The organism is Emticicia fluvialis, from assembly GCF_024793945.1.
In the GTDB taxonomy this organism is placed as follows: domain Bacteria; phylum Bacteroidota; class Bacteroidia; order Cytophagales; family Spirosomataceae; genus Emticicia; species Emticicia fluvialis.
Genome location: NZ_JANUSD010000001.1, coordinates 103151 through 116997, shown reverse-complemented (window position 1 = coordinate 116997; position 13847 = coordinate 103151). Strand labels below are relative to the sequence as shown.

The following is a 13847-nucleotide window of genomic DNA, read 5'->3' as shown; positions in this document are numbered from 1 at the left end:
TTTCTTAATTTAGCCAATGTGTTTAGCGTTCTCTGAACGCTCATTTGAAACATATAAGGTAAAAAAACACCCTCCGCACCAGTTGCCGATGTGTAGAAAAACCAAATGCAACGGCAATGAACCAGGCCTACCCTACGCTGGTAACGCAGGAAAACCACTATGACCCATGGGGTGTAGGCATTGAGCGAGAAGTTGTTGCTGATACCAGCAAGCTACCGAAATTTGAATTGAAAGACCGCTTTACTTACAATGGCAAAGAATTGCAGGGCAATTTGAATTACTTAGACTACGGCACCCGGATGTATGACCCGAGTATTGGTAGATGGGGAGTGATGGATCCGCTGGCGGAGAAATTTAGTAACCTCACATCATACAATTATGTGGGTGGTAATCCTGTTAAGAATACAGACCCAACAGGAATGTCTTGTAAGGGTTGTGGTAAAGATGGAGAAGATATAACCCCTCCTGAAATAAATGGTCATTATGCTTATATCGGGACTTGCCCTACTTGTCCTAATAGTAAAGAATATGATATTTATAGGGATAATAAAAGTTTATTTACTTACGATAGTCCAACAGGTATAGTTTATAATGGAGAAGGAAGTGCTTCAATTACAGCAAAGCGCTGGACTAGAGAAGACGAAGTAGCTTATCAGTTTGTCCATAGTTTCCAATATAATCCTCATGATGATAGAGACTACGGAGCTTGGCTGCCTCATGGTTTTGGGTTACAAGGAGGCGTCTCTTTAGGTGGTGCAGGTATGAATTTTTCTGGTTACGGCGGCTTATATTTTGATGATTATGGTGTTACTACTTACGGAGGGTATGAATTTAGTATGGGGAATGGCCCATTAGTTCCAGGAATATCAGTTAGTAGTATGGGGTATTTGAGTGAATATTATAATACCTATATTGGCAATATTGGTGCTTTTTATGGAAACTCTAAAACTAATGGAGCTTATTTAGGCCCACTGAGTGTCTCAATTCTGAGTCAGGCGAGTACGATTCTAAGGGAGCTCTACAAGCTGCTAAATCAGGCGTAAAGTCATATGGCCTTGGTTTTGAATTTGGAAGTAAATCTTTTGGGAAAGGACCAATTCCACTTGGAGGGATGTTTACTTCAGGTTCAAATACCTTCCTTTATAAAACTTTTGATTATAGAAAGAGACCAACTAAAATAATATGAAAAAGATAACTGTAGTTTTCTTAATTGCATTAACCAGTTGTAGAATTGGGATTAATTGCTCTGAATACAATTCTACTTTAAAAGCCCAGGAATTTAACATTAAGATTGATTCCCTATGGCAAGATGGTCCAAATAGGAAGTGGGTATTTGAAAATGCAAAAGAGAAAAAAAGATTTATGGATGGCGGTGTCTATGAATTGTATCGTAAGACTAACAAAGGTGATAGGATAGTTAAAAAGAAAAATACTTTAAGCATTACACTTTATAAAAATGACAGTAAAGATTCAGTAGAGGTTTTTAGCTTTGAATGTAAAAATAGTACTATTTATTACAATGGAGTGCCAACCGATTAAGAAGCTAATACTAATGGGGTTTAGTTAGGTGGATCCGTTGGCTGATAAATTACCGTTCTCATCTCCATATGTTTACGCCCCGTTCGGCTAAATGTTCTACATTTAGTCGGTGTGTTTAGCGTTCTCTGAACGCATTTTTGAGACATATAAGGTAAAAGAACACCCTCCGCACCAGTTGCCGATGTGTAGAAAAACCAAATGCCACGGCAATTAACCAGGCCTACCCTACGCTGGTGACACAAGAAAACCACTATGACCCATGGGGTGTAGGCATTGAGCGAGAAGTTGTTTCTGATACCAGCAAGCTGCCGAAATTTGAATTGAGAGACCGCTTTACTTACAATGGTAAAGAATTGCAGGGTACTTTAAATTATTTAGACTACGGCGCGCGGATGTATGACCCGAGTATTGGTAGATGGGGGGTAGTGGATCCGCTGGCGGAGAAATTTAGTAACCTCACATCATACAATTATGTGGGTGGTAATCCTGTAAGGAATACTGATCCAACAGGCATGTCTTGCAAAGGTTGTGGTAAAGACGGAGAATCCATATCTCCTCCTGAAATAAATGGTCATTATGCTTATATCGGGACTTGCCCTACTTGTCCTAATAGTAAAGAATATGATATTTATAGGGATAATAAAAGTTTATTTACTTACGATAGTCCAACAGGTATAGTTTATAATGGAGAAGGAAGTGCTTCAGTTACAGCAAAGTGCTGGACTAGAGAAGACGAAGTAGCTTATCAGTTTGTCCATAGTTTCCAATATAATCCTCATGATGATAGAGACTACGGAGCTTGGCGGCCTCATGGTTTTGGGTTACAAGGAGGCGTCTCTTTAGGTGGTGCAGGTATGAATTTTTCTGGTTACGGCGGCTTATATTTTGATGATTATGGTGTTACTACTTACGGAGGGTATGAATTTAGTATGGGGTATTTGAGTGAATATTATAATACCTATATTGGCAATATTATTGCTTTTTATGGAAACTCTAAAACTAATGGAGCTTATTTAGGCCCACTAAGTGTCTCAATTTCTGAGTCAGGCAAGTACGATTCTAAGAGAGCTCTACAAGCTGCTCCATTAGGCATAAGGTCATATGGCCTTGGTTTTGAATTTGGAAGTAAATCTTTTGGGAAAGGACCAATTCCACTTGGAGGGATGTTTACTTCAGGTTCAAATACCCTCCTTTATAAAACTTTTGATTATAGAAAGAGACCAACTAAAATAATATGAAAAAGATAACTGTAGTTTTCTTAATTGCATTAACCAGTTGTAGAATTGGGAATAATTGCTCTGAATACAATTCTACTTTAAAAGCCCAGGAATTTAACATTAAGATTGATTCCCTATGGCAAGATGGTCCAAATAGGATGTGGGTATTTGAAAATGCAAAAGAGAAAAAAAGATTTATGGATGACGGTGTCTATGAATTGTATCGTAAGACTAACAAAGGTGATAGGATAGTTAAAAAGAAAAATACTATAAGCATTACACTTTATAAAAATGACAGTAAAGATTCTGTAGAGGTTTTTAGCTTTGAATGTAAAAATGGTACTATTTATTACAATGGAGTGCCAACCGATTAAGAAGCTAATACTAATGGGGTTTAGTTAAATTGACCCATTAGCTGATAAATACCGTTCTCATCTCCATATGTTTACGCCCCGTTCGGCTAAATGTTCTACATTTAGTCGGTGTGTTTAGCGTTCTCTGAACGCTCATTTGAAACATATAAGGTAAAAGAACACCCTCCGCAGCAGTTGCCGCTGCGTAGAAAAACCAAATGCAACGGCAATGACCCAGGCCTACCCTACGCTAGTAACACAAGAAAACCACTACTACCCTTGGGGCGTAGGCATTGAGCAAGAAGTAGTAGCTGATACCAGCAAGCTACCGAAATTTGAAATGCGAGACCGCTTTACTTACAATGGCAAAGAATTGCAGGGCAATTTGAATTACTTAGACTACTGCGCCCGGATGTATGACCCGAGTATTGGTAGATGGGGAGTAGTGGGTCCTTTGACGGAGCAAAGAGAATGGCTAACTTTATATAACTATGTTCAGAATAATCCTATTAACCGTATTGAAATTAATGGAGAACTGGATAGGGATTATTATGATAAGAATGGAGCTAATTTAGGAAGCGATGGCGAGAAAGATAAAAAAGTTTATGTTGCCACTAGGAAAATAGTGACTGATAACAAGGATGCAAAATCTTGGTTTGAAAATGCCAAAGAGTTACCTATAGACCACGACAAATTTAGAAATCGAGCAGCAACAGTTTACGCTGAAAGTTCAATAGGATATGGTATTGAAAGTAAAGAGGAAATGTATGCAATAGCCAGTGTGTTAATATATGGAAACACAATTGCGTATGGAGCGAATGCGCCATTAGCAAAGAAATTCTTAAAGACTTCTTTGGAAGAGCAAACAAGTGCAATGGAAACAGCAAATGCAGCAATTATTAATACGTTGACGGGTGGACCTGATTTTAGCAATGGTGCAAAACAGTGGGACGGAAGCGAACAGACTATGGTCCCCCAAAAAGACATGGGAAAACCTTCCAATGGTTCTTTTATGTACAAAATGAATGTAATGAGCTGGAAGATGGAAGATAGTCATTATAAGTCTTGGAAATCAGCAATAGAGAACAAATTTGGTACTGGCAAATTTACAGTAGCACAAACAAGAGTTGCAACTCATGATTATAGTGGTATGAAAAATACTGGTAAGATACGTTTATTCTCAACAGCTCAGTATGGACTTAGTATATTTTGGAAAGAAAAATGAAAATAAGATTATTATTATTATTAGCGATTGGTTTTCTATCTTGTAATGTTCATAATTCGAAAGGTAGTTTACAGAAAACTTGTTTAATTAGACAAAATGGAGTTTTAGTTGAAAAGAGGTATCTTAGTCCAAAAGGTACACCAACAAGTATAATTACTTACGAAAAAGATGAGAAAACGCCTAGGGATTCTATAATCTTTAATGAATATTTGAATGTTACTGCTTATGTCTATGATAATGGAAGCTATTCTATTAATGATTTACTTTTAGTAAAAGATTATTACACAGAAATTTACAATATTGATAGTACATGCAATCTATATAAAACTATAAATCATAGAATTTTAATTGAGGACTCAATTGCGAATCTCTGTTATATTGCGAATTCTGTTTTGTCAGATGGGACTGATGCATCAACAAAAGCAGTAGTAACTAAGAGTTTGAATGGAATAAGAATTAAATATTTAAGATTAAATTCACTATTTCTTGATTTGCCAGAGGTTTTGCAGTCTTATTTTTATGAGAAAATCCTTTGTAATGTTAGTTTATATATAGATGAAGGATATTTAAAAGAGGAAATCTACATTTTTGAGAATGGAAGTGCCTCAAGGTACTTTATCTATGAAAAGGGCTTTTTAAAAGAATCTAAGTTGGAGGTCAGATATTTTAATAGTAATGAAACGCCTATTAAGACAATCCGTACCTATGAGCTTAAATAAATGAAATTTAGAAATTTTATTTATTAGAATGTGAATATACTTTGATTATAAAGATAATCGCAAGACACTCCATTTGGTGAATTGATTCACATAACTTTAAATTGTTTAGTTTTATCTAAAATCATAAACAAAACCAAACGAGACTGTAAACTAAACTGTGTCAAGTAAAAGTTTCAGCAAATTTATAACTTTACTTAAACACAGTTTAATTTTTGGTCTCATACTTACTTACCTATCAGCGCATTGATATCTGAAATGGCCAGAATGTAAGCCAGTCTGGCTGAATACACATGGGCTTCTGCTTTGGCTGCCAATGCACGGGTGTTTAGTACATCTGTTTTTAAATTCATGCCGGCAGCCAGCCTGTCGTTTTGTAGTTTCAGTTCTTCTCTGCGGTATTGAAGCGCTTTCTCTGCTACATTTACCAATGCCTTACTTTGGCTCGCCTTCCGGTAGGCTTTTTCTATATCATAGGCAAGCTGTTGCCGGGTGTTCATTATGTTTTCTTCTGCCTGCTTTAATTGATATGTTCTTTGTTGTAGCACCTGCTTGTTGGCATACAGATCCTGAATATTCCATTTCAGGCTTAAGCCTACAAAGGGGTTATTCATAGGCATAATGGGGTTTCCACCCTGTACCACATACCCTGCCACCAAACCCACATCCGGTCTGTTGCTTTGTTTGGCTGCTTTAATACCCAGCTCGGTTCTGGCTCTGGTAAGTTCTGTCAGTTGCAAGTCGGGGTTATTGGGTATCTCGCTTGCAAAAGAATCCATACTAGGCAGGTCGGGTAAAGTATCCGAAATGCCGTCAACATTAAAATCTTCCGCCTTTATACCGGTCAGCTTTGCCATATCGGCCTTGTAATTCTGAATCTGAAAGTCCAGTTTCAGCATATTCTGCTCTTCATCAGCAATACCGGCCATCAGGCCTGCCTTGTTTACATCAATGGTTTTTCCGCTTAGCAGGGCATTTTCAACATCTGCCAGCCTTGCCTGTGCCAATGCCAGTTTAGCCTGCGCCTCTTCCATCTGTTTCTGGCTTATCAATATGCCAAAATACAGTTGCTCAATGCCATGCTTTATCTGCAAAGCTATCTTTTGTTTTTCTTTTTCTGATACACTCACATCCAGCTTACTTAACTCAATGCCTGTTTTAATTTTTGCCTGCTGAGAAATCGGCTGATAAACAGTGGCGCCGGCATTATACGTACTTTTTTCGCCTACTTTAAATGTCCGGTCTTCGTTAGGTAAAAGCACCTGATTGGTGGCGCTTAAGGGTATTACACCTATTGTTCCTGCCGGGATAGTTATATCGGCCAGATTCAGGTTATACTGATACGTTCCGCTCAGGCTCACAACAGGCAGACGTTTTATCTCGTCTTCTTTAATTTTAGCTTTCTTCTCCTCTACCTGCCATTGCTTAATGGCCAGTATATGGTTATTCTTTAAGGCGGCATCAGTCAACTGCTGAATAGAGTAAGTTTTCACGTTTTGTGCTGAAACCAACTGAATACCTACTAAAAAGCCTATAAACACACTTATTGATATTTTGAAAGTTTTCATATTTCAGGGCTTTATTTTTTCGTTAACACATCTTTTTTATCGTCTGGTTTAATCCAGCCGATGTAGAGAATCGGCACTGTCAGTAAGGCCATAATCATGCTCCAGACCACCCCGAAAGCCAGCACACTTGCCAATGGCGCCCACATGGGCGACCCTGAGATAATCATGGGCAGTACACCTATGGCGGCTGCCATGGCAGTCAGGAAAATCGGGCGCAGACGTCTCTTTCCACTCTCAATAGCGGCCGTTCTGATATCCATCCCATGTTTCAACAGTTCGTTGGTGTGGTCTACTAATATAATGGCGTTTCTGACCACAATACCCGACAAAGCAATGAACCCGATAAAAGCCGTGAAGCTAAAGTTATTGCCGGTTACAAATAAGCCCAGAATTGCGCCAAACAAACTCAAGGGGATGGTTAGCATAACAATGGTCGTTTCTTTCAGGTTTTTAAACTGAAACAGCAGAATAAAGAAAATAAGTACCAGACTAACCACCATAGCCGTTACCATTTCACTCAGGGTTTCTTCCTTGTTTCCATGTTCGCCACCATATTCTATATGGTACCCATTCGGCAAAGCCAGTTTATCAATGGTGGGTTGCACCTGTTCAAGCAGTTCAGCAGGTAGCATATTATCTGATAAATCAGATTGAACCGTTAAGGTGCGAACGCCATTTCTATGCATAATTTTACCTGTCTGCCATTGCGGAATAATATCGGCAATTTGTCTTAATGGCACGTTGACACCTGTAACCGGCGACTTCAGGTAGACTTTTTGGAGGTCGTCTGTATTTTGTCGTTTTACATCGTCCAGCCTCAACACTATACCAATCTGGTTGTTGCCTTCGTACATGGTAGAAATTGATGCTCCGGTAAAACCGGTATAAACCGTTTGCGAAATACTGGTGGTAGTAAAGCCTAATCTGCCGGCTTCGGGTTTCAGGTTAATACCTATGCCGTAGTAGTCTTCGGCAAAATCGCTGCGCACATACCTGCTGCCTTTTGTATTTCTAATTATGCCGGCTACCTTATTGCCAATGTCTTTCAGTTTCACAATGTCATCACCAACTATTCTTACTTCAACCGGCGCTTTCAACGGCGAGCCCTGCTGCATCAGTTTCACAAAAGTGGTGCCTTCGGGTATTGCTGCGTCTACTTTCCGGCTCAGTTCTTCAGCAAGTTCTTCGGCAGTTTTGTCGGTGGTTGTATTCACCAGAATCTGTGCGTAATTAGTAGTTGGAAATTCAGGCGAAAAGTTATAATAAAATCTGGGCGCAGCGGTACCGGTAAATGTAGCATAAGAGCTCACACGCTCATCACTCTTCACCAGGTTTTCAGCCTTCTGAATCGCCAGTCTGGTTTTCTCAAGTTTGGTGCCTGTTGGTAACCATACCTCAATTACAAACTGGTTTCTTTCTGCAGTAGGAAAAAACAATTGTCGAACACCCTTCGTCAACAATAGCCCTGCCAGTGCAATAGGAATCAAACTGGCCAATATGGTGGTCTTCGGATATTTTACACAAACTTCAAGCAATCGGTTATAGCCCGTCTGCATGTAGTCGAGCAACGATTTACGCTTTTTACCCTTGTTTTCTTCTGCTTCAGCCTGGTGCAGCCCTTTCTTAATAAAAGTGTAACACAGCATAGGCGTAAGCAGCATGGCTACCACAAAAGACGACAATAAGGCTATTGCCACAGTAATAGGCAGGGCAAAGATAAACTCGCCTATGCTGCCATCTAACAATACCATGGGCATAAAAGAGGCAATAATGGTTACGGTGGCCACCAGCACAGGCATAACCAGGTCGCTGGCACTTCTCCATGCGGCCGTCCATCGGTCAACACCTTCATCCAGTAGCTCTACATAATTATCTGCTATCACAATGGCATCATCTACCACCATTCCCAGAACCAGAATCAAAGCGGCCAGTGAAACCTGATGTAACTCTATACCCAGGGTGTGCATGGTAGCAAAGGTAACTGCCACCGTAACCGGAATGGCCGTAGCTGCCACGGCAGCAATGCGAAAAGGAAGCAATAAGATAACTACTATAATTACCGAAACAATTGCCAGAAAAAACTCTTTGATAAAATGCGAGATGTTTTCCTGCACCAGGTGTGGCTGGTTAACAACGGTAGTAATTTTGACATTACTGGGAATAACCCCTCTTGCCTGCTCAATTTTTTGCTCAATTGCGTCACCAAAATGAACAATATTATTACCCTCATGCATTTGTATGGCAAGCAGAATAGCAGGGTGGCTGTTTACGGTAATTATACTTTGGGGTTCGGCATACTCACGTTTAAGAGTGGCAATATCGCCCAGCTTAATTACTGAACCCGTAGACGACGTACCTACAATCTGGTTAGCCAGGTCTTTTTCTGTGTTATAGTACCCGTTGGTGTATAGTGGCGCTTCGCTGTTGGCTGTTTTAATGTCGCCGGTTGGGTTAATGGCATTTTGTGACTGCAGCACCTTTACAACCTGCTGCATGCTGATACCATACTGCGATAACTTTTCTGAGCTGGACGAAACCACAATTTCTTCTTTCTGCTCACCGATGCGCTTAACTTTTGAGGTAGCCGGTATGGCACGTAAATAATCTTCCAGCTTCTGCGCGTAATTTTTAAGCTCGGTTGGTGAGGCGGTCTCGCTTTCAAGCGCAATTACCATAGCCTCCGTATCGCCAAAATCTGAATTCACTATCGGCCCCATTACGCCTTCAGGCAAATCTATCTGCCTGGCCACCAATAACTGGTTCCGCAGCTTGCTCCAGAATATATCCGGCTGTTTTACTGACTCTGTCAGTTCTACATTAATTACCACTACGCCGTCTTTGGTGGTCGAAAAAGTTTTGGCTTTGTTTACCTCTTCATATTGAAACAGATACTGCTCCAGTTTTTTGGTGAGCTGGTCTTCTACCTGAACAGAATTAGCGCCGGGATAATAGGCTATTACAAGACCCGTGCGGACCACAATTTTGGGATCTTCGCGACGTGGCATATTCAGAAGCGACTGAATACCCACTGCAAATAGCATTAACAATACCGATAACGTTATTTGCTTATATTTTAATGATGCCTGAATAATGTTCATGTCGGTAATTATTTATAAATGACAGCAGTGCCATCGGTTATTTTATTCTGACCGGCCACAACCACCAGGTCTCCTTTGTTCAGCCCGTTGATGATTTCAATTTTGTTTTCAATCATTTTGCCAATATTTACTTCTCGTCTGTACGCCTTGTTTCGGGCTTTATCTACCACATATACATAGGTTTGGTTATTGATGTCATGATTGATGGCCTCAGCGCTTAACACAATGGCCTCTGTGGTGGTATCAGCATCAATTTTAGCCTCGGCTATCATACCCGGCCTGATAACAAGCCCCGGGTTGTTTACTTCAATTTTAATGGTAAAAGCTCTGGTCGACGGGTCAGCTGCCGACCCTACCTCTATTACTTTACCGCTGAAGGTTTTGGCAAGCGCAGAAATGGTAATACTGGCAGGCTGGCCAATTCTGATATAATGCAGTTCACCTTCGGGTATATACGCCAGCACTTTTACTTTGCTGATATCAGACACCACAAATGCGGGCATACCAACACCCACCATTTCGCCGGTTTCACTCATTTTCTTGAGCAATACCCCGCCAATTGGCGTGTATAGTTTGCAGTCTGCCTCATTTTTTTGCTGAAGCTGCAGTTGTAACCTGGCCTGTTGTAATGAAAAACTAACTTTCGAAAAATCGCTATCGGTTACGCTTCCACGCTCATGGAGGGCTTTCAAACGGTTGTATTCATCAGTTACGGCATTTACCTGTACCTCTGCCAATTGTCTGGCTATGGTATAACTGGTGGGGTCCAGGCTGGCCAGTAGCTGACCCTTCCTGATGGTCTGCCCTTCGCGGGCGGTTATCAGATTAACCTTACCCCCTACCATAAAACCCAGCCTTACAGTAGTGTTACCCTCAATATTCCCACTTACAGAAACATCATTGCTGATGGCCGTGGTTGATATTTCTTCAACACTTACAGGTACGGCTGTGGTAGTGGCGGTGGTGGCCTCCGTACTTTTTGTATTGCATCCTGCCAGACCTACAAGCAGCGTCAGCAGAATATAAATGCCCGATTTTTTCATTTTAGAATTAGTTATTTTTAAAAAATTGTTCTTGGAAGACTATTTCTTTGATATCCAGAAATTGCAGGGTTTCTTCTATCACCAGGTTAAACTCTTCGCAGCCTGAAACCAAAAACCTGATTTCACGGCTGGTATTGGCATTAATCACGTTTTCGATGATGGTAGTGTCAAACTCAAAATCGCTGGCGGCTAATCCAACCTCATAAAATGCTATAAACTTACCCGGATAATGATACTTTAAAATTTCAATCTCTTTACTGAAACTAAATTCATTGTTCCAGGAGTAATAAACCAGCGTAATAAACGAGATAGCTTCTTCATGAAACATATCTTTCAGATTCGGAAAAACAGAAGCTATTCCGGCATTGTCTGCCACTATTACCCAATGTGTGCCATTTGTTTCCATTATTTTGATGTATTAATATGGCACAAAAGTAGAGGGTATGTTTTTGTGTATTTTTAAGATAGATTAAAAAATGCAGGCATCAGTAAAGAATAAAAGCATTTAAAAACCCATTCAAACTATATAGCTTAGATACTTGGGTAAATTATGAAACCGGGTGCGGAAGGTTGAGAAGCTGGCAACGCTGCGGCGTTAGTTTATCACGGCAAAGAAAAAACAAACCAATTGAACAGCACTAAGAACAACGTACGCTCAGAGCTGCGCTCTTATTACGCTTAGTGTCTGTTGGGTAATACCCAGATAAGAGGCCACATGACCCAAAGGCGCACGTAATAAAATGTTCGGGTATTGTTTAATCATTCGTTCGTAACGCTCTTTGGCCGAATGAAACTTCAGATAATAATTGTTGTCAGATAATTTCTTTACCACATTATACAACACCAGTTTTTCAAGCTGATTGATTTCAGTGTTTTGACTACTGAGCCGGGCAAAATCATTAAAATTACAGGTCGTAATGGTACTTGTTTCAAGCACTTCAATGCTGTAGCGCGACGGCCGTCCGAAAAGAGCGCTTTCTATCGTGGCCGTTACGCTTTGTTCCGGAAAGAAATCTTCAGTTACATCTTTATCATCTTTCATGTAATAAGACCTGATCAGGCCGGTTTCTACATAAAATACCCGGTAAGAATGTTCACCTTCTGTTACCAGCGTATGGCCTTTGGGGTAAACCTTGGTTTTTGTGCTGTTATTCAGCCAATCGGTTATGGAGTCTGTCTCAATTGACTGAGACCTGAGATAAGTTGCTAAATTCATACGCCTGATAAGAAAACTGGCTTAATGTAAATATTATTTGGGCAATTTGCAACAAATGCCATTCGGGGAAAGGCTGATTACCTGCTGAAAACATAGATTTCAACTATGCACCTGCCAACACGTATAGACAAGACCGAGATACGCTGACTAAACAACAATTGTGGGCTTTTATGTGCCTGAATGCCGCTTGAATGCAGAAGTAGATGATAAATGGCGACCGTATTTTTCGTGTACAGGTGTGGCCGCCTGCAAGACACAGGCGGCATGAAAAGAACACAGGCCACCAATAAGCATCAAGCCTTTGTGATAAGCCCTGTGGATAATAATACCCTTATGGGAGTTCAAACCTGATGGTTTTGTTATCAGAACCTAAAACCTCCGCAAGTCCTGAAGCATCATTGATTCGCCCTATCCGGGTATAACTGTATGTTGTTGAAAATGTCTTGTAAAATAATACAAGCGTATTTGACCCGAACAACATGAGGTCTCCGTTTTGGATTATCGGAGGAACTGCCGGATTAACCGGCAGATTCTTTGACAACCTGTAAAACTTTTCATTGGCGTTCAGTTCTGTCATACTTATTTCAAGTGGCAGCATGGCTCTGAATGCCCCCGCTGTTGGGCTGTCGGCCAAGGTGCCACCGAAAGTTCTGCCTCCTGCTTTTATAATTATTTGGGTTTTCATGGCTATAGTTGAGTTATAAATTTTATCAGGTTTTACGTCCTGATAAACAGATACGTCTTTTGTATAGGAAGCCGAACCAGCCATACAGGCAAGCACGGACAGGTCTGAAAGTACGCATCATTCGTATTGCATTTAGCCAGACGTGCCGGCATCGCAAAACTAATACACCTGTGTAAGACAAATCTTATACATTTTACGGTATTGCTTACCAATTTCAACGGCAGCGATATATTTTTAGAAATTTCAGGGTATTTTTGATTAGTAAAACATGACCAGCCAATGCTCATCTACGACACCATCAGGAAATACAGTGGGATGTTCAACAACCCGATATTGCATCCGCTAATTAATGTGGTTGATCTAAGCAAGTCGCCCCTACTGCCCAAAACCAGATTTATGTTAGCTTTTTATGCCGTTATCATCAAAGAAACCAGATGCGGCGATATCAGGTATGGTAATCAGTACTACGATTATGACAACGGAACCATTGTGTTTTTTGGCCCGGGTCAGGTAATTACCCATGACCCAGAAGGGGAAATGCACCAGCCTTATGGCACAGCGCTTATTTTTCATCCGGATTTAATCAGAGGCACTTCACTGGTAAAGCACCTGCATCAGTACTCGTTTTTTAGCTATCAAACAAACGAGGCATTACACGTCTCAGAAAAAGAAAGAACCTTAATAGATGGCTGCCTGGCTAATATAGCGGCTGAGATAAGCCAGAATCTTGATAAACACAGCCGAACCCTTATCGTTGCCAATATTGAATTACTACTGAAATATTGTGCAAGGTTTTATGACCGGCAGTTTATTACCCGTGAAAATGTAAATCGTGGCCTTATCGGTAAATTTGAGCAGCTACTGACCGACTACCTGACAGGCGAAAAACTGAAAACCAAAGGCTTGCCTTCTGTAGCCCATTTTGCAGAATTGCTCCATCTTTCGCCTAATTACTTTGGAGACCTGGTAAAAAAAGAAACCGGAAAAACAGCGCTTGAATTTATTCAGTTGCGCCTGCTTGAAGTAGCCAAAGAACGAATACTTGACCACGGCAAATCGCTCAGTGAAATTTCTTATGAGCTGGGGTTCAGGTATCCGCAGCACTTTACCCGTTTTTTCAAACAAAAAACAGGTGTAACTCCTACTCAGTACCGGATGCATTGAGATCAAACCATCCCCCTGTCAAC

Annotated in this window: 13 protein-coding genes; 7 read left to right on the top strand and 6 right to left on the bottom strand. The window is 40.6% G+C overall.

Features of this window, described 5'->3' with window-relative positions:
* Positions 1 to 116 precede the first annotated feature (116 nt).
* From NZ848_RS00465 to NZ848_RS00440, 6 genes are all read left to right on the top strand, one after another.
* A complete protein-coding gene (locus tag NZ848_RS00465) occupies positions 117 to 1043 on the top strand; it encodes an RHS repeat-associated core domain-containing protein (protein ID WP_259013933.1) in 927 nt (308 codons plus the stop codon).
* 139 nt (positions 1044 to 1182) lie between these two features.
* Positions 1183 to 1539 carry a hypothetical protein gene (locus NZ848_RS00460; RefSeq protein ID WP_259013932.1) on the top strand — a complete coding sequence of 119 codons (357 nt, stop codon included), beginning with the start codon at positions 1183 to 1185 and terminating at the stop codon, positions 1537 to 1539.
* Between the two features lie 233 nt (positions 1540 to 1772).
* Complete coding sequence (locus NZ848_RS00455; RefSeq protein ID WP_259013931.1) at positions 1773 to 2777, top strand: RHS repeat-associated core domain-containing protein; 1005 nt, start codon at positions 1773 to 1775, stop codon at positions 2775 to 2777.
* The gene (locus NZ848_RS00450) at positions 2774 to 3130 is read left to right on the top strand and encodes a hypothetical protein (RefSeq protein WP_259013930.1); all 357 of its coding nucleotides are present in this window, start codon (positions 2774 to 2776) and stop codon (positions 3128 to 3130) included. Before NZ848_RS00455 ends, NZ848_RS00450 begins: the two co-directional genes overlap by 4 nt.
* Before the next feature lie 208 nt (positions 3131 to 3338).
* Complete coding sequence (locus NZ848_RS00445; protein ID WP_259013929.1) at positions 3339 to 4334, top strand: RHS repeat domain-containing protein; 996 nt, start codon at positions 3339 to 3341, stop codon at positions 4332 to 4334.
* On the top strand, positions 4331 to 5053 hold the full coding sequence (locus NZ848_RS00440; protein WP_259013928.1) for a hypothetical protein: 723 nt from the start codon (positions 4331 to 4333) through the stop codon (positions 5051 to 5053). Before NZ848_RS00445 ends, NZ848_RS00440 begins: the two co-directional genes overlap by 4 nt.
* Positions 5054 to 5277: 224 nt before the next feature.
* Here NZ848_RS00440 and NZ848_RS00435 read toward each other — a convergent pair whose 3' ends face one another.
* The 6 genes from NZ848_RS00435 to NZ848_RS00410 form a co-directional block, all read right to left on the bottom strand.
* Entirely contained in the window at positions 5278 to 6618 is a 1341-nt protein-coding gene (locus NZ848_RS00435) for a TolC family protein (protein ID WP_259013927.1), read from the bottom strand.
* Between the two features lie 11 nt (positions 6619 to 6629).
* Positions 6630 to 9716 (bottom strand): efflux RND transporter permease subunit, encoded by a 3087-nt coding sequence (locus NZ848_RS00430; protein ID WP_259013926.1) that lies wholly within the window; start codon positions 9714 to 9716, stop codon positions 6630 to 6632.
* An 8-nt stretch (positions 9717 to 9724) separates the two neighbouring features.
* A complete protein-coding gene (locus NZ848_RS00425; RefSeq protein WP_259013925.1) occupies positions 9725 to 10759 on the bottom strand; it encodes an efflux RND transporter periplasmic adaptor subunit in 1035 nt (344 codons plus the stop codon).
* A 7-nt stretch (positions 10760 to 10766) separates the two neighbouring features.
* Positions 10767 to 11165: a hypothetical protein gene (locus tag NZ848_RS00420; RefSeq protein ID WP_253532983.1), complete on the bottom strand. Its 399-nt coding sequence runs from the start codon at positions 11163 to 11165 to the stop codon at positions 10767 to 10769.
* Between the two features lie 249 nt (positions 11166 to 11414).
* A complete protein-coding gene (locus NZ848_RS00415; protein ID WP_253532981.1) occupies positions 11415 to 11975 on the bottom strand; it encodes a Crp/Fnr family transcriptional regulator in 561 nt (186 codons plus the stop codon).
* Between the two features lie 331 nt (positions 11976 to 12306).
* Positions 12307 to 12744 carry a cyclophilin-like fold protein gene (locus NZ848_RS00410; protein ID WP_259013924.1) on the bottom strand — a complete coding sequence of 146 codons (438 nt, stop codon included), beginning with the start codon at positions 12742 to 12744 and terminating at the stop codon, positions 12307 to 12309.
* 195 nt (positions 12745 to 12939) lie between these two features.
* On the opposite strand from NZ848_RS00410, the gene NZ848_RS00405 reads away from it, so the two are divergent.
* A complete protein-coding gene (locus NZ848_RS00405) occupies positions 12940 to 13824 on the top strand; it encodes a helix-turn-helix domain-containing protein (RefSeq protein ID WP_259013923.1) in 885 nt (294 codons plus the stop codon).
* Positions 13825 to 13847 lie beyond the last annotated feature (23 nt).

What these genes read in the sequence shown, in the direction of transcription:
- NZ848_RS00410 (WP_259013924.1), bottom strand. Translation starts at nt 12,744, where the DNA reads ATGGCTGGTTCGGCTTCCTATACAAAAGACGTATCTGTTTATCAGGAC.
- NZ848_RS00425 (WP_259013925.1), bottom strand. Translation starts at nt 10,759, where the DNA reads ATGAAAAAATCGGGCATTTATATTCTGCTGACGCTGCTTGTAGGTCTG.
- NZ848_RS00420 (WP_253532983.1), bottom strand. Translation starts at nt 11,165, where the DNA reads ATGGAAACAAATGGCACACATTGGGTAATAGTGGCAGACAATGCCGGA.
- NZ848_RS00460 (WP_259013932.1), top strand. Translation starts at nt 1,183, where the DNA reads ATGAAAAAGATAACTGTAGTTTTCTTAATTGCATTAACCAGTTGTAGA.
- NZ848_RS00435 (WP_259013927.1), bottom strand. Translation starts at nt 6,618, where the DNA reads ATGAAAACTTTCAAAATATCAATAAGTGTGTTTATAGGCTTTTTAGTA.
- NZ848_RS00430 (WP_259013926.1), bottom strand. Translation starts at nt 9,716, where the DNA reads ATGAACATTATTCAGGCATCATTAAAATATAAGCAAATAACGTTATCG.
- NZ848_RS00405 (WP_259013923.1), top strand. Translation starts at nt 12,940, where the DNA reads ATGCTCATCTACGACACCATCAGGAAATACAGTGGGATGTTCAACAAC.
- NZ848_RS00465 (WP_259013933.1), top strand. Translation starts at nt 117, where the DNA reads ATGAACCAGGCCTACCCTACGCTGGTAACGCAGGAAAACCACTATGAC.
- NZ848_RS00445 (WP_259013929.1), top strand. Translation starts at nt 3,339, where the DNA reads ATGACCCAGGCCTACCCTACGCTAGTAACACAAGAAAACCACTACTAC.
- NZ848_RS00440 (WP_259013928.1), top strand. Translation starts at nt 4,331, where the DNA reads ATGAAAATAAGATTATTATTATTATTAGCGATTGGTTTTCTATCTTGT.
- NZ848_RS00415 (WP_253532981.1), bottom strand. Translation starts at nt 11,975, where the DNA reads ATGAATTTAGCAACTTATCTCAGGTCTCAGTCAATTGAGACAGACTCC.
- NZ848_RS00450 (WP_259013930.1), top strand. Translation starts at nt 2,774, where the DNA reads ATGAAAAAGATAACTGTAGTTTTCTTAATTGCATTAACCAGTTGTAGA.